Genomic DNA, 23,981 nt, shown 5'->3' with positions numbered 1-23,981 from the left:
CGGTAAAGAGGGAAGCGCAGGGAAAAGCGCATGATAATTTACATTATCTCCTTTATTTCTCCACGTTTGGCCTGGGCCTTACCGCTAAAGTTATGCGGGCAATAAACAATAATGACGTGCAGCAAAACGAGGTCACTCTTTCATGGCGAATTTTTTCATCGATCGCCCCATTTTTGCCTGGGTGCTTGCCATCCTGTTGTGTCTGACAGGTGTCCTGGCGATTACTTCACTGCCTGTTGAGCAATACCCCGATCTGGCACCGCCTAACGTGCGCGTAACGGCAAACTACCCCGGCGCTTCCGCACAAACGCTGGAAAACACCGTGACGCAGGTTATCGAGCAGAACATGACGGGTCTGGATAACCTGATGTACATGTCCTCGCAAAGTAGCGCCACGGGCCAGGCGACGGTGACCCTGAGCTTTAAGGCGGGCACGGACCCGGACGAAGCGGTGCAGCAGGTGCAAAACCAGCTGCAGTCGGCCATGCGCAAGCTGCCCCAGGCGGTGCAGAATCAGGGCGTGACCGTGCGTAAAACCGGTGATACCAACATTTTGACCATCGCGTTTGTCTCAACAGATGGCTCGATGGATAAACAGGACATCGCGGACTACGTCGCCAGTAATATTCAGGATCCCATCAGCCGTATCAACGGCGTCGGGGATATCGACGCCTACGGCTCACAATACTCTATGCGCATCTGGCTCGATCCCAACAAGCTGAACAGCGTCCAGATGACGGCAACCGACGTGACGAATGCCATCAAGGCCCAGAACGCCCAGATTGCGGTGGGGCAGCTGGGGGGAACGCCGTCCGTCGATAAACAGGCCCTGAACGCCACCATTAATTCACAATCTCTGCTGCAGACGCCGGACCAGTTCCGCAACATTACCCTGCGCGTGAATCAGGACGGGTCGGAAGTGCGTCTCGGCGATGTCGCCACGGTGGAAATGGGGGCGGAGAAATACGACTACCTGAGCCGCTTTAACGGCAATCAGGCCTCCGGTCTGGGGATAAAGCTTGCCTCCGGCGCGAATGAAATGGCCACGGCGAAACTGGTGCTGGACCGTCTGGACGAGCTTTCACAGTATTTCCCGCACGGGCTGGAGTATAAAGTCGCCTATGAAACCACCTCCTTCGTTAAAGCGTCGATCGAGGACGTGGTGAAGACCCTGCTGGAAGCCATCGCGCTGGTGTTCCTGGTGATGTACCTGTTCCTGCAAAATTTCCGTGCGACGCTGATCCCAACCATTGCCGTCCCCGTGGTGCTGCTGGGGACTTTTGCGGTGCTTTACGCGTTCGGGTACAGCATTAACACCCTGACGATGTTTGCGATGGTGCTGGCGATTGGCCTTCTGGTGGATGATGCCATCGTGGTGGTTGAAAACGTCGAGCGCATCATGAGCGAAGAAGGACTCTCGCCGCGCCAGGCGACGCGCAAATCCATGGGGCAAATTCAGGGGGCGCTGGTCGGTATTGCGATGGTGCTGTCGGCCGTCTTTATCCCGATGGCCTTCTTTGGCGGCACAACCGGGGCGATCTACCGCCAGTTCTCGATAACCATCGTCTCGGCAATGGTGCTCTCCGTGCTGGTCGCATTGATCCTCACCCCCGCGCTCTGCGCCACAATCCTGAAGCCGCTGCACAAAGGGGAGCATCACGGCCAAAAAGGGTTCTTCGGCTGGTTTAACCGGATGTTCAACCGCAATGCCGCGCGATATGAATCTGCCGTCGGGCGAGTGCTTCACCGCAGCCTGCGCTGGATGATGATTTATGTTGTGCTGCTGGGCGGCATGGTCTGGCTGTTTATGCATCTCCCCACCTCGTTCCTGCCGATGGAAGACCGGGGTATGTTCACCACCTCGGTGCAGCTTCCGAGCGGCGCAACGCAGCAGCAGACGCTGAAAGTGGTCCAGAAAGTGGAGCAGTACTTCTTCACCAAAGAGAAAGATAACGTTGTGTCGGTCTTCTCCACCGTGGGCTCTGGCCCGGGCGGAAACGGGCAGAACGTCGCCCGCATGTTTGTTCGTCTGAAGGACTGGGACGAGCGCGATACCAAAACCGGAACGTCATTCGCCATCATTGAACGTGCGACTAAAGCCTTTGCGCATATTAAAGAGGCGCGCGTCTTCGCCAGCAGCCCGCCGGCGATAAGCGGTCTGGGCAGTTCTGCCGGGTTTGATATGGAGCTGCAGGATCACGCCGGCGCGGGCCACACGGCGCTGATGGCGGCACGCGATAAGCTGTTAGCGCTGGCGGGCAACGATCCTGACCTGACCCGCGTTCGCCACAACGGTCTTGACGACAGCCCGCAGCTGCAGGTGGATATCGATCAGCGTAAGGCGCAGGCGCTGGGCGTCTCGATCAACGATATCAACGACACCCTGCAAACGGCGTGGGGCTCGAGCTATGTGAATGACTTTATGGATCGCGGCCGCGTGAAAAAAGTGTATGTCCAGTCCGCCGCGCCGTTCCGCATGCTGCCGGACGATATTAACCGCTGGTTTGTCAGGAATAACGCTGGCGGCATGGTGCCGTTCTCTGCCTTTGCGACCTCGCACTGGGAGAGCGGTTCGCCGCGTCTGGAGCGCTATAACGGCTACTCTGCGGTTGAAATCGTCGGGGAAGCCGCGCCGGGCGTCAGTACCGGTACCGCCATGGATACCATGGAAAAACTGGTGCAGCAGCTGCCCGCCGGTTTTGGTCTGGAGTGGACGGCCATGTCCTACCAGGAGCGTCTCTCCGGCGCGCAGGCTCCCGCACTTTACGCACTCTCTCTGCTGGTGGTCTTCCTCTGCCTTGCCGCACTGTATGAAAGCTGGTCAGTCCCGTTCTCCGTCATGCTGGTCGTGCCGCTTGGGGTTATCGGTGCGCTGCTGGCGACCTGGATGCGCGGCCTCGAGAACGACGTTTATTTCCAGGTGGGTCTGCTCACCGTAATTGGGCTATCGGCGAAAAACGCCATTCTGATCGTTGAATTTGCCAACGAGATGAATGCCAAAGGCCACGAGCTGATGGCCGCCACGCTGCACGCCTGCCGTCAGCGCTTACGCCCGATCCTGATGACGTCGCTGGCGTTCATCTTTGGCGTACTGCCGATGGCAACCAGTACGGGCGCAGGCTCCAGCAGCCAGCATGCCGTCGGGACGGGGGTGATGGGCGGCATGATTTCGGCAACCATTCTGGCCATTTACTTCGTGCCGTTGTTCTTTGTGCTGGTGCGTCGTCGCTTCCCGCTAAAGGAACGCGCTGAGTAAGTGATTGAAATAAAAAAAGGCGGCATTATCGGCCGCCTTTTTATTGTGTGATTAATTCACACTATGGTTATTTTACTTATTTTAGTGCTCTTGCAATTCTTACTGAATGTCATTTACGAAGCATGCCTTCGATAAAATCTTTCCAGTTCCCCAGTTCACGTTCAATCATAACAACCTCTCTTATTATTATGCGCATTCTACAAAAACGGACCATCATTGTGAAGACTATTTAACCAATTGCTGTGATTGTACCCCACGTCCTGCGGGGATTTATGATAAATATGAACGGAGAGGTCTCAATTTTTTGTGACGGCTGGCAATATTTTGAAATAACCCTCCAAACGGGTGAGTTTTATTTTACCCGCTGAGTTTATTCGAAATTTAAACTTTATGGACATCTATGCTTAAAGGGTGAAAGAATATTCAGCGTACAGATGTGAGTTGAATTAAGAAGAAGTGTAAATCCAGACGATTCCTGAATGTGTTATATTCCACTTAAGGATATATCTTCGAATTTACTGAACATTTAATCATCATTAGGTCAAAAGGATTCACCATGATTGTGATGTACGGCATTAAAAATTGCGACACCATCAAAAAAGCCCGCCGCTGGCTGGAAGCAAACGGCGTGGAGTATCGCTTCCACGATTACCGTGCCGACGGGCTTGATGCAGAATTTCTGCATAGCGCGATCGGCGAACTGGGGTGGGAAGCACTGCTGAACACGCGCGGCACCACCTGGCGTAAGCTGGACGAATCTCTGCGCGCCAGCATCAACGACGCCGACAGCGCGGCAAAACTGATGCTCGAGATGCCGGCAATTATCAAACGCCCATTGCTCTGCGCGCCAGGGCAGCCTATGCTGCTGGGTTTCAGTGAAACCCTTTATTCCGACTTTTTTCGTTGAGGTGTAGTTTATGTCATGCCCGGTCATTGAGCTGACTCAGCAGCTTATTCGCCGTCCTTCCCTTAGCCCGGACGACGCAGGTTGTCAGGCACTTATGATTGAGCGCCTGCGTGCCATCGGTTTTACCGTTGAACGCATGGATTTTGGCGATACCCAGAACTTCTGGGCGTGGCGCGGCCAGGGTGAAACGCTGGCCTTTGCCGGGCATACTGACGTCGTTCCCGCCGGTGACGCGGATCGCTGGATCAACCCGCCGTTTGAGCCGACTATCCGCGACGGCATGCTGTTTGGTCGCGGCGCGGCAGACATGAAAGGCTCGCTGGCGGCGATGGTCGTGGCGGCAGAACGCTTTGTGGCTCAGCATCCAAACCACAAAAACCGTCTGGCGTTTTTAATCACCTCCGACGAAGAAGCCAGCGCCCATAACGGTACCGTGAAGGTCGTTGAAGCGCTGATGGCGCGTAACGAGCGTCTCGACTACTGTCTGGTTGGTGAGCCGTCCAGTACCGAAGTGGTGGGCGATGTCGTCAAAAACGGGCGCCGCGGCTCGCTGACCTGTAACCTGACCATTCACGGCGTTCAGGGGCACGTTGCTTATCCGCATCTGGCCGATAACCCGGTTCATCGCGCTGCGCCGATGCTGAGCGAGCTGGTGGGCATCGAGTGGGATAAAGGCAACGAATTCTTCCCGCCGACCAGCATGCAGATCGCGAACGTCAAGGCCGGGACCGGCAGCAACAACGTGATCCCGGGTGATTACTTCGTCCAGTTTAACTTCCGCTTCAGCACCGAACTGACCGATGAGACGATCAAGGCGCGCGTCGTCGCACTGCTGGAAAAATATCACCTGCGCTACACCGTGGAGTGGTGGCTTTCCGGCCAGCCGTTCCTGACGCAGCGTGGCAAACTGGTGGATGCGGTGGTGAACGCCATCGAGCACTATAATGAAATTAAGCCACAGCTGCTGACAACGGGTGGCACCTCAGACGGACGCTTTATCGCCCGTATGGGCGCCCAGGTTGTCGAACTGGGTCCAGTGAACGCAACCATTCATAAAATCAATGAGTGTGTCAATGCGGCAGATTTGCAACTGCTGGCCCGTATGTATCAACGTATTATGGAGCAACTCGTCACCTGACGAACGCTCTGAGAGGAATAGCGAATGGATTGGCTTTCAAAGTACTGGTGGATTCTGGTGTTAGTTTTTCTGGTCGGCGTACTGCTGAACGTGATTAAAGATCTTAAGCGCGTTGACCATAAAAAATTTCTCGCCAACAAACCGGATCTTCCCCCGCACCGTGATTTTAACGACAAGTGGGACGATGACGACGACTGGCCGAACAAGGACCAGAAGAAGTAATCGTTAAGTTCCCCCTCTCCCCGGGAGAGGGGGAAACCTCACATAAACTCTACAATATCATCGTTATCCGGCTTACCGCCGCTGAGCGCTTCATCAAAGTAGTGCTTCGGTACGGTATAGCGCAAACGATCGAGCGCGAACTGCATGCTACGGTCGTCAATCGCGTGGCCCAGATCGTCCACGATATCCAGCGTCACGTCCCCGCCTTCGCGAATCAGCGCTTCCTGGGCGGCAACCGCATGCGAGAGCTCAATCACCCGGTCTTCACCACCGTGGATCAGGTGGATCGTGGTCTGCGTGGTCGCGCTTGTCGGTAACGTCGCAAAGCGGCCGTTAAACGCGATGACGCGTGACGCCAGACCCGGCTTCGCTTTTACGCTTTCCAGCGACATGATTGACCCCTGCGAGAAGCCAATCAGCGCGGTCGCGTCAGCACCCACGCCGCTCTGCTGCTGCCAGTAGCGGACGATGTCGATAAAGGTCGGCATGATGGCGTCGATGCGAGCCTGACGATTCTCTTCCGTTACGCCCTGAACAGAGAACCACTGGCGTCCGTTCGGACCACATGGCTCTACGCCACCGATGCTGACAATCAATGCCTCCGGAAAAACGGGCGCAAACCAGCTGCCAATCTGACCCATATTGACGGCATTATCGCCAACGCCATGAAACAGAAGCAGTAACTGTTTAGCCGGTTTGTCAGGGCTTTGAACAACAAAATGGTCGTGTTTCATGGTGGTCTCCTTAATAGATGACCTGGATTCTACGCCTCCCGACGTGAATGACCATGCCACTTTACTGAAGAAGTCATTGAAAAAATTGCCATTGCAAAATGTCTTCTTTCAACTGCTGGCAGCGCGGATAATCTAGGCTTTCAAGCGCTTGCGCGGTTTCACTCCGCAACGTTGCCAGCAACGCTTTTCGCCCGACGTCTTCCACTTTCCCTTCCATTTTCCCACGCAGGGCCGGAAGCGGCATGTCCACGGTTAACAACAGCCGCGTCAGTGCGGCAACCGAGGTTGAAAACGCCCGATGCGCAAAAGCAAACCCCGCCAGCTCCAGCCAGTCGTCATTATTAAGGGTAGCTTCCCAGCCGTCTTCCACGGGGATCTTTTCACCGTTCCAGGCCGATAGCACCCGCGCATCGCGCTTCAGACGCCGCTGCGCCTGCTCGCACAGCTGACGCCCGGCCTCGCTCTGCGGCAGCAACGCCATCGCGGTGTAGCAGCCGCTGCTGGCTTCACGATGGCTGCCCATCCGCACCAGCACAAAGCCGCACTGCTGCCAGAAACGCCAAAGCTCATCGGTATAGCCGAAGCTCACCGACAGATAATCTTCGCCGCTGGCGCTGCGAACAAGCGCCTGGCCAATCCCTTCCCGCTGACGGTGAGGATGTACGGCAATACGGGTCACCCGACGTCCTCTGAGCGTCGCCGCCAGCGGAGAGCCGCCGTGCGCCGCCAGAGACTGCGCCACCAGGTTACCGCGCGGACGCCGGTATCCTGCCCACACGGCGCGGCTAAGCTCAGGGGAGAGCCCGCCCTCCTCCACCAGCCAGAGCGCCCCGGCGATATCAGGGTCCGTTTCTGCAACGGCAAACTGCTGCCCGGGCGCGTCCATCATGCGGCGTAAATCGAGCGGCGAGGTGCGATAATGCGCCGCGCAGAGGAGCTCGTATACGCTCGCTGCAAGCGCCGGGCGGCGTTCCCAGGCCTCCGGGGTCAGGGAGGTTAAACGCACCTCTCCCTCCGGGCGGCGGTCGATCAGCGTATCGTCAAACAGCAGCGCGCTGGCGACAACCCGCTCAAGCGGGCAGCCCGCCGCCCAGCGTACCGGTGTAGATAAGCTGTAGCGCTGCAGCCCGGTAAACCGACCGCAGAATTTAAGCAGGAATCCCCGGCCCGTCCCTTCATAGCCCTGCACCGTGGTGGTCAACAACACGCGAGGGAAACGGAAAGCCAGCTTTTCCAGCAGAGGTCCGGGGATAGCAGCGGCTTCATCAACAATCAGCCAGTCAGCCCGGCGTGAAGAGGCAAGCAGCGCGTCCGGGGCCATAAAATGAAAACGCTCTCCGGCGAAGCGGGCGATGATATCCGTCGCCCCTTTCGACGGCGCGGTAACCACGGCGCTGCCCGCAATGCGGTTCAGCAACATGCCTGCCAGGGCTGATTTTCCGCGCCCGCGCGCGGCGGTAACGGCCACGATGCCCTCCGCCATCCCCTGCAGCACATCCAGGATCTCAGCCTGCTCGCGCTGCGGTGCGCCGCTGGCAGGCTGCCAGTCTGGCGCGTCGAGTAAAGGCGGAAGGGAAAACGCGCGGCCCTGAAGCCAGACAATCGCGTCGGGATCGGCGGCAATCGTCCGGCAGAAATGGTGGACAAAATGCGGCGTGGCTATCGCTTCGGCGCCGTCGCTCCAGCGCAGTGAATCGCAGTCTGGCAACCCGGACCACGCGTCGAGCGGCGGAACCCGTAGCACCAGAAGGCTTCCGGCGCTTAGCGTTCCGCTCAGGGCGGCAAACGCGGCGACATCAAACCCGACGCTGGCGTCAAAAACGGCATGCCGGAACTCGCGTCCCAGCAGACCGCTGATGGCTTTTGAAGGATGTTCGTCAAGCCTTACCCAGTCTCCGGGCAAGGCGTCACGCAGGGCCAGTGCCTGGGTTAACGTCCACTGCGCCTCGCCGCTGAGCACCACCAGCCGACGATGGCCGGTGCGCTCAAGCTCGCTTATCAGCTGTTCAAACTGCAGCATTACATCGCTTTGCCGAAGGTATTACACTGCGCCGGATCGCCGCTGTCGAAGCCGCGTTTAAACCAGCTATAGCGCTGCTGTGAGGTACCGTGAGTGAAGCTGTCCGGCACGACGCGCCCCTGGCTTTGCTGCTGAAGGCGGTCGTCACCGATAGCCTGAGCGGCATTTAACGCCTCTTCAAGATCGCCGGATTCCAGCACGCCCTGCTGCTGCATGCTGTGGCCCCAGACGCCCGCGAAGCAGTCCGCCTGCAGTTCCATTTTAACGGAAAGGCGGTTCACTTCAGCCTGAGACGCATTTTGCTGGAGCTGGCGCACTTTTGGCTCAATCCCCAGCAGCTTTTGCACGTGATGGCCTACTTCATGCGCGATCACGTAGCCCTGGGCAAAATCACCGTCGGCACCAAGCTTGCGTTTCATGTCATCGTAAAAAGAGAGATCGATATAGACGGTGCCGTCTGCCGGGCAGTAGAACGGCCCCATCACAGATTGCCCGGTACCGCATCCGGTGCGGGTTGCCCCCCGGTACATCACCAGCTTCGGCTGCTGGTAGGTACGCCCCATCTTCTCAAACAGCTGACTCCAGGTGTCTTCTGTTGTGGCGAGAATAACGGAGGTAAATTTGGCCGCTTCATCTTCATTCGGGCTGATGGAGCGCTGAGAATGCTGCTGCTGTTGCAGCGGCTGACCGGTCATTAAACCGGTGAGATCGACGCCGTAGTACCCCGCGACTAAAACCACAATCAGCAGGATGATACCGCCCTTGCCGCTGGGTAACCGGAAGCCTGGCCCACCCATTGAAGGACCGCCGCCGCCATCACTGCGTCTGTCTTCTACATTGTCACTTTCACGACGCCCTTGCCAGCGCATAACCACCTCGAACTATTCCATTTATAATAGCTATGATCGTAGGCGGTTAACGGCAAGATTACCATAGGAAACAAAGGTAAGACGCCAAAGGATGCAAACATCCTTTGGCAAGTGAGGAAGTTAGTCGAGCTTAACGCCTAAACGGTGAGCAACCGCTTCGTACGCTTCAATCAGACCACCCAGGCTCTGACGGAAACGGTCTTTGTCCATTTTATCCAGGGTTTCTTTATCCCACAGGCGGCTACCGTCCGGTGAGAACTCATCGCCCAGCACCACTTCGCCTTTGAACAGACCAAACTCCAGCTTGAAGTCGACGAGGATCAGGCCCGCGTCATCAAACAGTTTTTTCAACACGTCGTTGGCTTTGTAGGTCAGCTCTTTCATGCGCGCCAGGTTCTTCTGGTTCACCCAGCCGAAGGTTTCGCAGTAAGATTCGTTGACCATCGGGTCGTGCATGGCATCGTTTTTCAGGAACAGGTCGAACAGCGGTGGATTCAGTTCGATACCTTCTTCAATGCCGAGACGCTTCACCAGGGAGCCCGCCGCACGGTTACGAATAACGCACTCAACCGGAACCATATCCAGTTTTTTCACCAGACATTCCGTATCGGACAGCAACGCTTCCATCTGGGTCGGGATGCCCGCTTCGGCCAGTTTGGTCATAATGAAGTGGTTAAACTTGTTGTTCACCATGCCTTTACGATCGAACTGCTCAATGCGTGCGCCATCCCCTGCTGACGTATCATTGCGGAACTCGAGCACCAACAGATCCGGGTTTTCCGTGCTGTATACGGTCTTCGCTTTGCCACGATACAACTCAGCTTGCTTCTGCATCTTCATTACTCCTGGTGTGATGATTTGTGTTCAAAACTGGGGATATTATGCCACGCACACGTTTGCGTAGCACTAAAATAAAAAGGGCTGGATTCACCAGCCCTCGTATTTATTTGCTGAATGCTGCCTGGAAGACAGCGACCAGCGCATCGTTCTGCGACTGGGTCAGCGTGTGACCTTTTGGATCGATAAACTGCAGACTGCTGCGGTTATCAAGGTCGCCTACCTGAATCTTGTAGTCACCGGAGGCAAGCTGAGGATCTTTCGCGCCCAGTTCCTGCCATGCGCTGTCGGAGAGCGGCTTATACGTTGCCGTCATGCTGCCGGTTGAACGCGTGCTGTCGGTCACTTTCATGCCCACTTTTTCCAGCGTCGCTGGCAGACGCTGCCAGGTCTGGTTAAACGGTGCACGCACCACCAGCATTGGCAGGCCGGTATCATCCGCACCGCTTTGTACATCGAAGGTCGCGCCGTTGCGGCTCTGCGCGGCGTTGGCGGCATCGGTAGCGGTCTTATCCAGACCCGCGGCAATCACGTTCAGCATTTCCGTGCTGTAACGCTGCAGGGACGCGGCATCCGCAACCGGTTTACCCGCCTGCTCCAGGTTCAACAGCTTAACGTTAACCGCCTGCTGGTAACCCTGTGGTTTAACGGAGACTTGATAGCGACCGCGGTACTGCTGGTCTTCATCCAGACGGTTCCATTCGATCCAGTCGGTGGTTAACGTCTGGCTGGCGTCATCGCGTTTATCGATGGTGTAGTTCTTCGACTGAATGACGCTGACAACCTGCGGCCACAGCGTGCTACCGCGCGCGCTCTCAACCATCAGAGACGCCGTATCACCGGTGAACTGGGTACGCGCCCCGTTGACCAGTGCCAGAGGCTGTGCTGGCGGACGAATATCAAGCGCTTTACCGACCGGGCCGCTGCCGTTGGTCACGGGAATATTATAATCGCCGTTCTGAATCGGCAGGATCATACCAGCCGGTGCGTGAAGTTCAGCAAGCGGGGTCGCATCCAGATAGGATTCATCACCGCTCACCTGGCGCTTGTAGCGCGAATCTGAACTACAGGCAGCGAGCAGCATAACAAGCGAAACACTCGCAACCTTCGCCAGGCGCGACTTCTGTACTGAATAAGCCATCAAATCTCCCTAAACTCTACAGCAAACCGGCATGCTTCAGCGCCGCCCTGACGATGTCACGACCGTGGTCGGTAATCGGTGTCATTGGCAGACGCAGCGTGTCGGATGCTACAAGTCCCAACTCCTTACATGCCCATTTCACTGGGATCGGATTGGGTTCGACAAATAATTTATTGTGCAGCGGCATCAGACGCTGATTAATGACACGCGCTTCATCAAAGTGACCGGCTGCGGCCAGTTTGCACATTTCTGCCATATCGCGCGCCGCAACGTTTGCCGTTACGGAGATCACGCCATGACCACCGAGCTGCATAAAGTCCAGCGCGGTCGCATCATCACCACTCAACAGGATAAAGTCGTCTGAAACCAGCTCTTTGATCTGATGAACGCGGCTTAAGTTCCCTGTCGCCTCTTTAATACCGATAATATTTTTTACTTCCGAGAGACGACCAACGGTTTCCGGCAGCATATCGCAACCGGTACGGGACGGCACATTATACAGAATTTGTGGCAAGTCAGTATGTTCAGCGATGGCTTTGAAGTGCTGGAACAAACCTTCCTGAGTAGGACGGTTGTAATAAGGGGTCACCGTCAGACAGCCAACGATGCCGCTGTCGTTAAAACGCTTGGTCAGGCTGATAGCTTCTGCGGTTGCATTAGCCCCTGTCCCCGCGATGACCGGAATACGTCCGTCCGCCAGTTCCAGGGTCAGCATCACCACATCGCCGTGCTCGTCGTGGCTCAGCGTTGCGGATTCACCGGTAGTCCCTACCGAAACGATCGCCGAGGTTCCGTTGGCGACATGGTAATCAATGAGCTTCTTCATGCTTGACCGGCAGACATTACCTTTTTCATCCATCGGTGTAACAAGCGCGACAATACTTCCCGTGAACATGAGCCATCCTCTGTGCGAACAAGAGCCTCAATGTTACGTTTGGAACTGTAATAAAAGCAAGCGACCTGAGGCTCTCAGGCGGTTGTATGCATGTTTTTTTTATGCTTTCCTTAGGAAGACTTAACCATGCAAAGGAAGAACAGGTTTGACAACCTCATCACAACATTACCTGGTTATCACTGCGCTGGGTGCCGACAGGCCGGGTATCGTGAACACCATCACCCGTCACGTAAGCAGCTGCGGCTGTAATATCGAAGACAGCCGTCTGGCGATGCTTGGCGAAGAGTTCACATTTATTATGTTGCTTTCCGGGACATGGAACGCCATTACGTTGATTGAATCGACCCTGCCGCTGAAAGGGGCCGAACTGGATTTGCTGATTGTCATGAAGCGCACCACCGCGCGTCCGCGTCCGGCACTGCCTTCTACCGTCTGGGTACAGGTTGAAGTGCCTGATTCTCCGCATCTGATTGAGCGTTTCACGGCGCTTTTTGACAGTCACCAGATGAATATTGCCGAACTGGTTTCCCGTACGCAGACAAGCGATGACCATGGTCTTCCGGTGCTGTTTATTCAAATTACCGCGCACAGCCCTGCCTCACAGGATGCGTCAAATATCGAGCAAGCGTTCAAAGCCCTCTGTACAGAATTAAACGCGCAGGGCAGTATAAGCGTCGTCAATTATTCGCAGCACGAACAGGATGGAGTTGAGTAATGAACCCACTGAAAGCCGGTGACATCGCACCGAAATTTAGCTTACCGGATCAAGACGGCGAGCAAGTAAATTTGACCGACTTCCAGGGACAGCGTGTTCTGGTCTATTTCTACCCGAAAGCCATGACCCCCGGCTGCACCGTACAGGCCTGCGGCTTACGCGACAACATGGACGACTTGAAAAAAGTCGGCGTGGAAGTGCTGGGTATCAGCACGGATAAACCAGAAAAGCTGTCACGATTTGCTGAAAAAGAGCTGCTGAACTTCACGCTGCTTTCTGATGAAGACCATCAGGTATGCGAGCAGTTCGGCGTCTGGGGCGAGAAGACGTTTATGGGTAAAACCTACGACGGCATTCACCGCATCAGCTTCCTGATTGACGCTGACGGTAAAGTTGAACATGTGTTTGACGACTTTAAAACCAGCAACCACCACGACGTGGTGTTGAACTGGCTGAAAGAGAACGCCTGATAAACAGCAAAACGGCAACCCAGGTTGCCGTTTTTATTGTTTTCCCCCTCTCCCATAGGAGAGGGTCGGAGTGAGAGCATCGGGCCGCACAAAAACTACTTCTCTTCCACCGCCGGCACATCCGGCCACGCGTGGACCACGGCTTTAATCAGCGTCGCCAGCGGAATCGCAAAGAACACGCCCCAGAATCCCCACAGCCCGCCGAAAATCACCACGGATAAGATAATCACCAGCGGATGCAGGTTCACCGCTTCGGAGAACAGCACCGGCACCAGCAGGTTACCGTCCAGGCCCTGAATAATCAGGTACACCGCAAAGCAGCTCCAGAACTCTGTGCCCAGCCCAAACTGGAACAGCGCGACCCCAACAACCGGAATGGTCACCACAAACGCGCCGATGTACGGAATCAGGACCGACAGCCCCACCAGCACCGCCAGCAGCAGCGAGTAGTTCAGCCCGAAAATAAGGAAGCCAATCCAGGTGGCTACCCCCACGACAATCATCTCCAGCACCTTGCCGCGAATGTAGTTGGTGATCTGCTGGTTCATCTCTTCCCAGACCTGCCCTGCCAGCCCGCGGTTGCGCGGCAGAATACGGCGCACGGCGTTGAGCATCTGATCTTTATCTTTCACCAGGAAGAAGACCATCAGCGGCACGAGCACAAGGTAAACCGCCAGCGTCAGCAGCCCGACCAGCGAGGCCAGAGAGTACTTCACCACCGAATCGCCCATCGTCATGATGCGGGCGCGCATATTTTCGGCCATCGCGTCGATAATCCCGGCATCCATCAGGGCCGGGTAACGGCGCGGCAGCGTGGCGGCAAAATCAGACAGCTTGTTCAGCATACCGGGCATGTCGCGGATCAGGTTAATTCCCTGCTGCCAGGCAACCGGCATCACCACAAAGGCCATCAACAGCAGGATGCCGACAAACAGCACCAGCACGATGCTGGTCGCCCAGCGCCGGGAACAGCCGATATGTTCCAGGCGCACCGTTGGCCACTCCAGCAGGTACGCCAGCACAATCGCCACCAGCAGGGGAGCGAGCAGGCCGCTGAAGAAGAACAGAATACCGAACCCGGCAACCAGAATAACCAACAAAGCAATGGCTTCCGGGTCGCTGAACCGACGCCGGTACCACTGCATTAACATTTCGAGCATACAACCCTTCCCTGAATCGAATGGCGGGAGTGAGACGGTGAATTGTATCTAACTGTCACAAAAAAGACTTTCGCTTTTTGTATCCCGATCGCAATCCGCAAAAGCCTGATGAATGGGATTTTCTTCATGCTGTAACACGGCTACACTCGCAGAGCAGCAGAGATGAACGTTATGCCGGTTCATCGGTCAAATTAGCACATCCAACATACAGGACAGTGGTTATGTTCAGGCAGTTGAGAAAAACACTGGTTGCAACACTGATTGCCGCGGTGACGGTCGGTCAGGTGTTGCCCGCTTTTGCTGACTCGTCCGATTCATTGCCGGACATGGGCACCACAGCAGGAAGCACGCTCTCTATTGGGCAAGAGATGCAAATGGGGGATTACTATGTTCGCCAGCTGCGCGGCAGCGCCCCGCTGATTAACGACCCTTTGCTGGTACAGTACATTAACGGGCTGGGGATGCGCCTGGTTTCGCACGCTGACTCGGTAAAAACCCCCTTCCACTTCTATTTAATCAATAATGACGAAATCAACGCCTTCGCCTTCTTTGGCGGTAACGTGGTGCTGCACTCGGCGTTATTTCGTTATTCCGACAATGAAAGCCAGCTGGCCTCGGTAATGGCGCACGAAATTTCGCACGTCACCCAGCGCCACCTGGCGCGCGCCATGGAAGACCAGAAACGTAACGCCCCCCTCACCTGGGTGGGCGCGCTGGGCTCTATTCTGCTGGCGATGGCCAGCCCGCAGGCCGGGATGGCGGCGCTGACCGGTACGCTGGCGGGAACGCGCCAGGGGATGATCAGCTTTACCCAGCAAAACGAACAGGAAGCGGACCGCATCGGGATTCAGGTGCTGCAGCGCTCGGGCTTTGACCCGCAGGCCATGCCGAGCTTCCTCGAAAAACTGCTCGATCAGGCGCGTTACTCTTCCCGTCCGCCGGAAATTCTGTTGACCCACCCGCTGCCGGAAAGCCGCCTGTCGGACGCCCGTAACCGTGCCAACCAGATGCGTCCGGTGGTGGTTCAGTCTTCGCAGGATTTCTACATGGCGAAAGTGAGAACGCTTGGGATGTACAATTCCGGGCGTAACCAGCTCACCAGCGACCTGCTGGATACCCTGGCGAAAGGCAACGTGCGTGAGAAAAACGCCGCGCAGTATGGTCAGGCGCTCCAGGCGATGGAAGCCAGCAAATACGACGAGGCGCGCAAAGCGCTGCAACCGCTTCTGGCTGCCGACCCGAACAACCCGTGGTACCTCGATCTGTCGACGGATATCGATCTGGGCCAGAAGAAAACGGCCGATGCGATTAACCGTCTGAAGGGGGCGAAAGACGTCCGTACCAACCCGGTGCTGCAGCTTAACCTGGCGAACGCTTACTTACAGGGCGGTCAGCCTGGCGAAGCGGCGACCATTCTGAACCGCTATACCTTTAACAATAAAGACGATCAAAACGGCTGGGATTTGCTCGCTCAGGCGCAAGCCCAGCTCGGCAACCGCGATCAGGAGCTGGCGGCGCGTGCCGAAGGTTTTGCCCTGGTGGGCCGCCTCGATCAGGCAATTTCCGCGCTCAGCAGCGCCAGCTCGCAGGTCAAGCTCGGCAGCCTCCAGCAGGCCCGTTACGACGCGCGTATCGATCAGCTGCGCGGCCTGCAGCAGCGCTTTAAGCCGTACGAGAAGATGTAATAAAGGAGAATTCACGTCATGACAGACGCCGTAAAAATTTATCACAACCCTCGCTGCTCCAAGAGCCGCGATACCCTTAGCCTGCTGAAGTCTAACGGCGTTGAGCCGGAAGTGGTGCTGTACCTCGACACCCCACCTGACGCGCAAACCCTCCGCCAGCTGCTGCACATGCTGGGAATGGGCAGTGCAAGAGAGCTGATGCGCCAGAAAGAAGATCTGTACAAGTCGCTTAACCTGGATGACAGCCGCCTCACCGAGGCTGAGCTGATCCAGGCGATGGTTGAAAATCCAAAGCTGATTGAGCGCCCGATTGTGGTGGCGAACGGCCAGGCGCGCATTGGACGCCCGCCGGAAGACGTGCTCGAGATCCTCTAGTTCTTATGCCGCAGCGCTTCCAGAAAGGCCTGCGGCGTACTCTCTCCCAGCTTTTTCTGCGCTTTTCCGCGGTTGTAAAATTCGCACAGCTGGATCAACAGCTCGCCTGCCGGTTCACTGCTCAGACGCGGGATGATTTCACATAGCGGTAGATCAACCTGAACGGCTCGGTACTGCTGCGGATGCGCTGTCACGGTGGTATTACGCTCCTCAAGCTTCACCTCAAAACCTAAAGTCTCAACAGATTGAATATCAGCCGGACAGGCTGCCAGCGCGTCGTTCGCCCAGTGGGCCAGCAGCTGCGGAGAAATGCCCGCGTACAGCCGGGCGTAGCACCAGCCGCTCACGGGTTCACGCGCCCACAGCAGATGCTGTTCCCCGCCATCGTCCATATGCAGCGACAGAGGCTGATGATGTAACAGGAGTTTTTGCGGCACGATGCCTGCCTTCAGCGCCTTTTTCCCCTGCAACGTCGCGCCCTTCTGCTTTACCGAAGCCGGTTTGAGATAGCGATTCAGGGTCGCGCGGGACACGGCGATCCCGAGTCCGCTATTGACCATCTGCAGCAGTTCGTCCAGCGGGGCGCCAGTGATATCCCGTAGGGCATTGACCAGCGCAACCTGCTCCTGTCTCAATGCTTTGTGTATCACTTTTGGCGTCGTATGGTTATCCGAAACCTGCTCGCGGTTGCGCCAGCGCCTGACGGTAGTGACCGAAATACCCAGCTCGGTAGCAAGCTCTCTGTCGCTTTTATCTGACTGCTGAAGATAGCGACGGATGCGCGGCGTCGTGGTGGCATTAGCATGCAGTTTAATTTCCATCGCAGGATCCTCAAAACTAATCTTATGAGATTTATAATACAACAGCGATTGCTTTGTGACCGATTTCACCTTTCGCACGCCGCGCTTCACTGATAATCCCCAGACATAACACAAACAACACCCCTCAATCTTGTACGGAGTTCACATGAACAATGTTCTGGGATTTCTTGAAGCAAAACTGATGCCGCTGGCGGCCAAAACGGCCCAGCAGCGCCATCTCGGGGCAATTCGCGGCGCCTACGTGTCATTCATGCCGTTTATCATCGTCGGCTCTATTCTGCTGGTAATTTCGTCGTTCCCCAATCAAGCCTATCAGCAGTTTATGTCTCAGGCCTTTGGTGAGAGCTGGAGCGCCATTATTGAAATCCCGTTCAACGCGGTGTTCTCCACCATGTCGCTGTTCATCAGCTTCCTGGTGGCGTTCCGTCTGGCGGAGCACTATGGCGAGGATCGCATCTCCTGCGGCATCCTGGCGCTGGTCGCCTTTCTCATCCTGACACCCTTTATCAAAGTGGCGGAAAACGGCAGTATCACCGTCATTCCGGTGGAGTGGATTGGCAGCAAAGGGCTGTTCGTGGCGATGATCGGTTCCCTGCTGTGGACGGAACTGTTCTGCTGGCTCAAGCGCAAAAAACTGGTGATCAAAATGCCGGACGGCGTGCCTCCGGCGGTGCAGGAGTCGTTCGCCGCGCTGATCCCGGCCCTGCTGGTGATGATTCTGGTACTGGGTATCCGCATCGTGTTTGAAAACACCCACTACAACACCATCCACCAGTTTATTTACGAAGTGGTTGCCACGCCGGTGCGCCACTACGGCACCTCTTACTTTGGCGCGCTGATGACGGTGTTCAGCATCACCATTCTGTGGTCAGTGGGTATTAACTCCGGCTCGATGATCAACGGCATCATTCGCCCACTGTGGATGGAGAACCAGACCGACAACATCGCCGCGATTCAGGCAGGCGCGACGCCGCCGCACATTATTACTGAACAGTTTTTTGACATGATCTGGATGGGCGGCGCGGGGGCCACGCTGTCGCTGGTGATTGCGATGCTGATTTTCGCCCGCAGCAAAAACATGCGTGAAGTGGCGCGCCTCGGCGCCGGGGCATCGGTGTTTAACATCAACGAACCGATCCTGTTTGGCCTGCCGGTGATCATGAACCCGATCATGCTCATCCCGTTCAACCTGGTGCCGCTGGTGCTGGTCACCGTGCAGTATGCGGCGATGAAGATTGGCGCGGTTGCCGTCACCACCGGGGTGTTTATTCCCTGGACGCTGCCGCCGGTCATCAGCGGCTTTATCGTTACCGGACACCTGAGCGGCAGCGTCATGCAGCTTATCAACCTGCTGATTGGCGCCATGCTGTACCTGCCTTTTATGCGTATCGTGGACAAACAGTACCGCGCGGCGGAAATGGCCACCGTTACGCAAACCGACACCACCCTTGCAAAACAGGAGTAAAGCATGTGGGGAATTATCGCGACCTGGAGAATGGCGCTTGAAGGCGTTGCGGAGTCTGCGTCAGCGCTGGCTGCGGGAAAACCGGTCTCTGCGGCAGTTGTTGATGCCGTTGCCGCCGTCGAGGACTTTCCGTTTTACAAATCCGTCGGCTACGGCGGACTGCCCACCGAAAATGGCGAAGTGGAGCTGGACGCCGCCTACATGGACGGCGATACGCTGGCGTTTGGCGCCGTGGGCAACCTGGTGAATATAGCCAACCCGGTGCGCGTGGCGCATGCGTTAAGCCGCCAGCGCTACAACAGCCTGCTGGTCGGCCAGGGCGCGCGGGAATGGGCGCTGAGTCAGGGCTTCGCCGACAAAACCATGCTCACTGACCGCGCCATGCAGCACTACCGCAAGCGCTGCCGCGAGACGCTGGATAAGGGCTTAAGTCCTTACGACGGGCATGACACCGTCGGCATTATCGGACTCGATAAACAAGGGTCAATGAGCGTCGCCACCTCCACCAGCGGCCTGTTCATGAAGAAACGTGGTCGACTCGGGGATTCGCCCATTATTGGTTCCGGATTTTACTGCGACAGTGAAACCGGCGCCGCCACCGCCACGGGCGTCGGTGAAGATCTGATGAAAGGCTGCACCAGCTACGAAATTGTCCGCCGAATGGCGCAGGGTATGACGCCGCAGCAGGCGGCGGATTCAGTGGTGTTCGAGCTGGAAGACAAGCTGATGTCGCGCTTTGGCCGCGCGGGCGATCTTTCCGTGGTGTGCATGAACAAGAGAGGCGAGTTCGGGGCCGCCACCAACATCAAAACGTTCTCGTTTGTGGTGGCGACGGCTCGCCAGCCCCTCACCGTTTTTCGTACCGAACGCCTGCGGGAGAAAACGCATTATTACGCCGTAGACGATGAGTGGATGCAGGCCTATGCCGCGCGGATCCGCGCGCCGATTGAGGAATCATGATGATTACGTATCAGTTTATCAACGCGCTTTCTGACGCTGCTCCGCAAAGCCATTTGATTGCGTCCGCCTCCTGTACGCATTTGCCCGAAACGGCGCTTGTCGCGGAAATGCGCGAGTCTGCCAGCATCGCTGACACCCGCTTTGGCTGCGCCCCGTTTGCCCGGATCACCCTACTGCCGGATGCCCTCTGGCAGGATAGCCTGACCGAAGGATTGCTGACGGCGCTGCGCCCGCTGCTGGCCTCGCCCGTCAGCCCCGAGCTGATACTGGACGTTACTGCTATCGACGATGTGGTGCTGGCGCAGGTGCTGCGCTTTCTCTTTAATCAGGCGCACAGGCTGAGCGACCTGAAGCTGAAGAAAACGGATGAATCGGCGGTGCGACTTGCGAACATCACCGCCCTCTGCCTGCCGGAACAGCAGGCAAAACTGGAGGGTGTTTTCCGCCAGCAGCAGGCCATCGCCCACGGCATGGTCGCGGCGCGACGTCTGGCGGATATCCCGTCCGACCGATGCACGCCGCAGTTTGTGGTGGAAGAGGCGCAAAGGCACTGTGCCGCCTTCCCCGCCCTGCGCTGCGAAGTGCTGAACGAAAAGGCTATTGCTGAGCAGGGTCTGGGGCTGCTGCAGGCCGTTGGCAAAGGGGCGACCTGTCCGCCGCGCCTGCTGGCTATTCATTATGACGGCGTCAACGACGGCCCGGTGCGCTGCTATGTGGGAAAAGGCATTACCTTCGATACCGGTGGCCTGTGGCTGAAGGAAGGCGCGGGCATGTACACCATGAAATACGACATGTGCGGTGCGGCTAACGTGCTGGGCCTGATGCTGACCGTGGCAGAGCTGGGGTTACCCGTGCGCATCATGGGCGTGCTGGCGCTGGCAGAAAACGCCATCGGCCCCGACGCCATGCAGCCCGGCACGGTGGCGACGGCCTGCAACGGCATCACGGTTGAAATCAACAACACCGATGCCGAAGGCCGACTGGTGCTGGCGGACGCCATCGCCTGGGCCAGCCAGCGCCATCCGCAGGCGCGCTATATTATTGATATGGCGACCTTAACCGGCGCGGTCGTGAAGGCGCTGGGGTATGAATTGAGCGGATTAATGACGCAGGATGAACCGCTGCGCGCGACGCTGACGCTGGCGGGTAAGCAGAGCGGCGATGAAGTGTGGTCCCTGCCGCTGGATGCGCGGCTGAAAAAACAGACCGACAGCGCCATCGCCGATCTGTGCAACACGCCGACCAACAATGCGGCGATCAGCGCCTCGGCAGCGTGGCTGCTGCACCACTTTTGCCCGCCGACGATCCCGTGGGCGCATCTGGACATTAGCGGTACGGCGCTGTGGCGAGAGAGCGGCAGGAGCGTGGCGTCGGGAAGACCAATTCCGCTTTTGGTTGAGCACTTGCTGGGGGATGTCTAATTTTCGTAGGCCCGGTAAGGCGTAGCCGCCACCGGGCGAACAAACTCAAAGCTTGAGAATATCTTTCACAAACGGAATGGTCAGCTTGCGCTGGGCGGTAATGGAGGCGCGATCGAGCTGATCGAGCGTGTCAAACAGCGTGCGCATTTCGCGATCCAGCCGCTTGAGCAGGAAGCGCCCCACGTCCTCCGGCAGCTCAAACCCGCGCTGCTTTGCGCGCAGCTGTAACGCCTGAAGCTTATCTTCATCCGACAGCGGCTGAAGCTTGTAGATTTGCCCCCAGTCCAGACGAGACGCCAGGTCCGGCAGCCCCAGATTGAGCTGTCTCGGCGGACGATCGCCGGTGATCAGCAGCCGGGTTTTGCCCGACTCCAGAATGCGGTTATAGAGGTTAAAGATCGCCATTTCCCACGGCTCGTCCCCCGCCACGCATTCGATATTATCGATGCAGACCAGCGAGAGATGTTCCATTCCCTCCAGCACCTCAGGTACGAACCAGGTGCGTTTATCCAGCGGCACGTAGCCTACCGCATCTCCGCGCGCCGAAAGTTCCGCGCAGGCGGCATGCAGCAGGTGGCTGCGCCCCGCGCCTTCGCGTGACCAGATATAGATGTATCCGCTGTGATCCTGGCGCAGCACGTTTTGCAGTGCAGCCAGTAAAGAGGGGTTATCACCCGGCCAGAAACTCGCGAAAGTTTCGTCGTCAGGGAGATAGAGTGGCAGAGAGAGCTGTGCCGGTCCGTTCAGAAATACCTCAACCAGAGATCCTACGTAAAATCGGAATGGAGTTTAACACGGAACCTGCAAGGAGAGAACCGGGCGATCCCTCGCCCGGTAATACGATCAATGTGACGCTTTTTCGCTGTCGTCCGCGTCCAGAATTTCCTCTTCCGGGCGGATGACCGAGATCAGCTTGAAGATCAGGCTCAGGCCCACGCCGACGATGGTCGCCAGCGCCATGCCCTTCAGCTCGGCCGCACCAATGTGCACCTTCGCACCGCTCACGCCGATGATCAGGATAACGGAGGTCAGGATCAGGTTTTGCGCCTTGCTGTAATCCACTTTGGATTCAATCAGCACGCGAATACCGGAGGCGCCGATCACGCCGTACAGCAGCAGAGAAACGCCGCCCATTACCGGTACCGGAATGATCTGAATCGCTGCCGCCAGTTTACCGACGCAGGAGAGCAGAATGGCGATGATCGCCGCGCCGCCGATAACCCAGGTACTGTAGACGCGGGTAATCGCCATCACGCCGATGTTCTCGCCGTAGGTGGTGTTTGGCGTCGAGCCGAAGAAACCGGAGATGATGGTGGAGAAACCGTTCGCAAACATGGAGCGGTGCAGACCCGGGTCGCGGATTAAATCGCGCTTAACGATGTTCGCCGTCACCACCAGGTGGCCGACGTGCTCCGCAATCACCACCAGCGCCGCAGGCAGAATGGTGAAAATAGCAAACCATTCAAAGCGTGGCGTATAGAAGGTTGGCAGCGCGAACCAGTGGGCCTGAGCGATCGGGGTGGTGTCCACCACGCCCATCGCGAAGGAGAGCGCATAGCCCGCCAGCACGCCGATCAGGATCGGGATAATCGCCATGAAGCCGCGGAACAGCACGGAGCCAAACACCGTTACGCCCAGCGTTACCAGCGAGATGATAATGGTTTTGGAATCCGGTGACTGGCCGTCAGCAGGCAGCAGACCGGCCATATTCGCCGCGACGCCCGCCAGCTCAAGACCGATGACGGCAACGATTGCGCCCATCGCCGCAGGGGGGAACATCACGTCCAGCCAGCCGGTACCGGCTTTCTTCACAATGAAGGACACCACGCAGAACAGGACGCCACACATGATAAAGCCGCCCAGCGCGACTTCATAACCCAGCGGCAGCAGCAGTAACACCGGCGAGATAAAGGCGAAGCTCGACCCGAGATACGCCGGGATTTTGCCTTTACAGATAAAGAGGTACAGCAGCGTACCAATGCCGTTAAACAGCAGCACGGTGGCTGGGTTAATGTGGAACAGGATTGGCACCAGCACGGTTGCGCCAAACATGGCGAACAGGTGCTGCAAACTAAGCGGGATAGTCTGTAAAAGCGGCGGTCTTTCACTCACCCCGATAGCACGGCGCGTCATAGTGTTTTCCTCTGTGTAGTATTGTTGGTGTTTTATTCAAAAAAAAGCCGACTATCAAAGTCGGCTTATTTATCGTTATTCGATTATTTCGTACCAAAGATCTTATCGCCGGCATCGCCGAGCCCCGGGATGATGTACCCGTGCTCGTTCAGCCCCTGGTCGATAGAGGCGGTATACAGCTCAACGTCCGGGTGCGCTTTTTCCAGCGCCGCGATCCCTTCCGGAGCAGCAACCAATACCAGCACCTTAATGCTGTTACAGCCCGCGTTTTTCAGCAGGTCGATGGTGGCGATCATAGAGCCACCGGTCGCGAGCATTGGGTCAACCACCAGCGCCATACGCTCGTCGATGTTAGACACCAGCTTCTGGAAGTAAGGAACAGGCTCAAGGGTTTCTTCGTTACGGTAGATACCCACCACGCTGATACGCGCGCTTGGCACGTGCTCCAGCACGCCTTCCATCATGCCGAGACCGGCACGCAGGATTGGCACCACGGTAATTTTCTTACCTTTGATCTGCTCAACCTGCACCGGGCCGTTCCAGCCTTCGATGGTGACTTTTTCTGTTTCCAGATCAGAGGTCGCTTCGTAGGTCAGCAGGCTGCCGACTTCAGATGCCAGTTCGCGAAAACGCTTCGTGCTGATGTCATGCTCACGCATCAGGCCCAACTTGTGTTTAACGAGTGGGTGTTTCACTTCCACAATCTTCATTCTCTTTCTCCTCTGAGGTGGCGTCCGCAAAAAAATCGCGGGATTAT

Annotated in this window: 23 protein-coding genes; 11 read left to right on the top strand and 12 right to left on the bottom strand. The window is 57.0% G+C overall.

Annotated elements, in window-relative coordinates; all coding sequences use genetic code 11:
• Positions 1 to 142 precede the first annotated feature (142 nt).
• Positions 143 to 3,256: a multidrug efflux RND transporter permease AcrD gene (gene acrD, locus ADJ24_RS20680; RefSeq protein ID WP_023308748.1), complete on the top strand. Its 3,114-nt coding sequence runs from the start codon at positions 143 to 145 to the stop codon at positions 3,254 to 3,256.
• 109 nt (positions 3,257 to 3,365) lie between these two features.
• On the opposite strand, the gene ypfM is transcribed toward acrD, so the two are convergent.
• Positions 3,366 to 3,425 carry a protein YpfM gene (gene ypfM / locus ADJ24_RS25210; RefSeq protein ID WP_015572204.1) on the bottom strand — a complete coding sequence of 20 codons (60 nt, stop codon included), beginning with the start codon at positions 3,423 to 3,425 and terminating at the stop codon, positions 3,366 to 3,368.
• A gap of 387 nt (positions 3,426 to 3,812) precedes the next feature.
• Here ypfM and ADJ24_RS20675 point away from each other — a divergent pair, with 387 nt between their 5' ends.
• From ADJ24_RS20675 to ADJ24_RS20665, 3 genes are read left to right on the top strand one after another with little or no spacing between them, the layout of a single operon-like run.
• Positions 3,813 to 4,163 (top strand): ArsC family reductase, encoded by a 351-nt coding sequence (locus ADJ24_RS20675; protein WP_023308749.1) that lies wholly within the window; start codon positions 3,813 to 3,815, stop codon positions 4,161 to 4,163.
• Positions 4,164 to 4,173: 10 nt separating this feature from the next.
• Positions 4,174 to 5,301 carry a succinyl-diaminopimelate desuccinylase gene (gene dapE, locus ADJ24_RS20670; protein WP_023308750.1) on the top strand — a complete coding sequence of 376 codons (1,128 nt, stop codon included), beginning with the start codon at positions 4,174 to 4,176 and terminating at the stop codon, positions 5,299 to 5,301.
• A 24-nt stretch (positions 5,302 to 5,325) separates the two neighbouring features.
• A complete protein-coding gene (locus tag ADJ24_RS20665; protein ID WP_023308751.1) occupies positions 5,326 to 5,523 on the top strand; it encodes a hypothetical protein in 198 nt (65 codons plus the stop codon).
• 38 nt (positions 5,524 to 5,561) lie between these two features.
• Here ADJ24_RS20665 and ypfH read toward each other — a convergent pair whose 3' ends face one another.
• The 6 genes from ypfH to dapA form a co-directional block, all read right to left on the bottom strand.
• Positions 5,562 to 6,257, bottom strand: coding sequence for an esterase (gene ypfH, locus ADJ24_RS20660; RefSeq protein ID WP_023308752.1), 696 nt, complete (start codon positions 6,255 to 6,257; stop codon positions 5,562 to 5,564).
• 73 nt (positions 6,258 to 6,330) lie between these two features.
• Positions 6,331 to 8,277, bottom strand: coding sequence for a tRNA(Met) cytidine acetyltransferase TmcA (locus tag ADJ24_RS20655; protein WP_023308753.1), 1,947 nt, complete (start codon positions 8,275 to 8,277; stop codon positions 6,331 to 6,333).
• The gene (locus tag ADJ24_RS20650) at positions 8,277 to 9,146 is read right to left on the bottom strand and encodes a neutral zinc metallopeptidase (protein WP_023308754.1); all 870 of its coding nucleotides are present in this window, start codon (positions 9,144 to 9,146) and stop codon (positions 8,277 to 8,279) included. The genes ADJ24_RS20655 and ADJ24_RS20650 overlap by 1 nt, the downstream gene beginning before the upstream one ends.
• Before the next feature lie 120 nt (positions 9,147 to 9,266).
• Positions 9,267 to 9,980: a phosphoribosylaminoimidazolesuccinocarboxamide synthase gene (gene purC / locus ADJ24_RS20645; protein WP_023308755.1), complete on the bottom strand. Its 714-nt coding sequence runs from the start codon at positions 9,978 to 9,980 to the stop codon at positions 9,267 to 9,269.
• A gap of 109 nt (positions 9,981 to 10,089) precedes the next feature.
• Positions 10,090 to 11,124 (bottom strand): outer membrane protein assembly factor BamC, encoded by a 1,035-nt coding sequence (bamC, locus tag ADJ24_RS20640; RefSeq protein WP_023308756.1) that lies wholly within the window; start codon positions 11,122 to 11,124, stop codon positions 10,090 to 10,092.
• Between the two features lie 16 nt (positions 11,125 to 11,140).
• On the bottom strand, positions 11,141 to 12,019 hold the full coding sequence (dapA, locus tag ADJ24_RS20635) for a 4-hydroxy-tetrahydrodipicolinate synthase (RefSeq protein ID WP_023308757.1): 879 nt from the start codon (positions 12,017 to 12,019) through the stop codon (positions 11,141 to 11,143).
• A 145-nt stretch (positions 12,020 to 12,164) separates the two neighbouring features.
• Between dapA and ADJ24_RS20630 the strand changes: the two genes are divergently transcribed.
• On the top strand, positions 12,165 to 12,734 hold the full coding sequence (locus tag ADJ24_RS20630; protein WP_023308758.1) for a glycine cleavage system transcriptional repressor: 570 nt from the start codon (positions 12,165 to 12,167) through the stop codon (positions 12,732 to 12,734).
• Positions 12,734 to 13,204, top strand: a complete 471-nt coding sequence (bcp, locus tag ADJ24_RS20625) for a thioredoxin-dependent thiol peroxidase (protein WP_023308759.1) — start codon at positions 12,734 to 12,736, stop codon at positions 13,202 to 13,204. The genes ADJ24_RS20630 and bcp overlap by 1 nt, the downstream gene beginning before the upstream one ends.
• Before the next feature lie 95 nt (positions 13,205 to 13,299).
• Here the strand turns inward: bcp and ADJ24_RS20620 are convergent, their stop codons facing one another.
• Positions 13,300 to 14,364: an AI-2E family transporter gene (locus ADJ24_RS20620; RefSeq protein ID WP_023308760.1), complete on the bottom strand. Its 1,065-nt coding sequence runs from the start codon at positions 14,362 to 14,364 to the stop codon at positions 13,300 to 13,302.
• 221 nt (positions 14,365 to 14,585) lie between these two features.
• On the opposite strand from ADJ24_RS20620, the gene bepA reads away from it, so the two are divergent.
• Both bepA and arsC read left to right on the top strand, forming a co-directional pair.
• Positions 14,586 to 16,049, top strand: a complete 1,464-nt coding sequence (gene bepA, locus ADJ24_RS20615) for a beta-barrel assembly-enhancing protease (protein WP_023308761.1) — start codon at positions 14,586 to 14,588, stop codon at positions 16,047 to 16,049.
• Between the two features lie 18 nt (positions 16,050 to 16,067).
• The gene (arsC, locus tag ADJ24_RS20610) at positions 16,068 to 16,424 is read left to right on the top strand and encodes an arsenate reductase (glutaredoxin) (RefSeq protein WP_023308762.1); all 357 of its coding nucleotides are present in this window, start codon (positions 16,068 to 16,070) and stop codon (positions 16,422 to 16,424) included.
• On the opposite strand, the gene ADJ24_RS20605 is transcribed toward arsC, so the two are convergent.
• The gene (locus ADJ24_RS20605; protein WP_023308763.1) at positions 16,421 to 17,245 is read right to left on the bottom strand and encodes a helix-turn-helix domain-containing protein; all 825 of its coding nucleotides are present in this window, start codon (positions 17,243 to 17,245) and stop codon (positions 16,421 to 16,423) included. The genes arsC and ADJ24_RS20605 overlap by 4 nt on opposite strands.
• A 145-nt stretch (positions 17,246 to 17,390) precedes the next feature.
• Here ADJ24_RS20605 and celB point away from each other — a divergent pair, with 145 nt between their 5' ends.
• The 3 genes from celB to ADJ24_RS20590 are packed head-to-tail and all read left to right on the top strand — an operon-like array spanning position 17,391 to position 21,091.
• Complete coding sequence (celB, locus tag ADJ24_RS20600; RefSeq protein WP_023308764.1) at positions 17,391 to 18,710, top strand: PTS cellobiose transporter subunit IIC; 1,320 nt, start codon at positions 17,391 to 17,393, stop codon at positions 18,708 to 18,710.
• Positions 18,711 to 18,713: 3 nt separating this feature from the next.
• On the top strand, positions 18,714 to 19,670 hold the full coding sequence (locus ADJ24_RS20595) for a N(4)-(beta-N-acetylglucosaminyl)-L-asparaginase (protein WP_023308765.1): 957 nt from the start codon (positions 18,714 to 18,716) through the stop codon (positions 19,668 to 19,670).
• The gene (locus ADJ24_RS20590; RefSeq protein ID WP_023308766.1) at positions 19,670 to 21,091 is read left to right on the top strand and encodes a leucyl aminopeptidase family protein; all 1,422 of its coding nucleotides are present in this window, start codon (positions 19,670 to 19,672) and stop codon (positions 21,089 to 21,091) included. The genes ADJ24_RS20595 and ADJ24_RS20590 overlap by 1 nt, the downstream gene beginning before the upstream one ends.
• 45 nt (positions 21,092 to 21,136) lie before the next feature.
• On the opposite strand, the gene ADJ24_RS20585 is transcribed toward ADJ24_RS20590, so the two are convergent.
• The 3 genes from ADJ24_RS20585 to upp form a co-directional block, all read right to left on the bottom strand.
• Positions 21,137 to 21,838, bottom strand: coding sequence for a DnaA inactivator Hda (locus ADJ24_RS20585; RefSeq protein ID WP_211438414.1), 702 nt, complete (start codon positions 21,836 to 21,838; stop codon positions 21,137 to 21,139).
• Positions 21,839 to 21,934: 96 nt separating this feature from the next.
• Positions 21,935 to 23,224 (bottom strand): uracil permease, encoded by a 1,290-nt coding sequence (gene uraA / locus ADJ24_RS20580; RefSeq protein WP_023308768.1) that lies wholly within the window; start codon positions 23,222 to 23,224, stop codon positions 21,935 to 21,937.
• Positions 23,225 to 23,307: 83 nt separating this feature from the next.
• Positions 23,308 to 23,934: a uracil phosphoribosyltransferase gene (gene upp / locus ADJ24_RS20575; protein WP_023308769.1), complete on the bottom strand. Its 627-nt coding sequence runs from the start codon at positions 23,932 to 23,934 to the stop codon at positions 23,308 to 23,310.
• Positions 23,935 to 23,981 lie beyond the last annotated feature (47 nt).

The sequence above is a fragment of the Enterobacter sp. 940_PEND genome, assembly GCF_001059415.1.
GTDB lineage: Bacteria > Pseudomonadota > Gammaproteobacteria > Enterobacterales > Enterobacteriaceae > Enterobacter > Enterobacter cloacae_M.
Note: the sequence above shows the minus strand (reverse complement) of the source record. Positions and strands in the feature narration are given on the sequence as shown.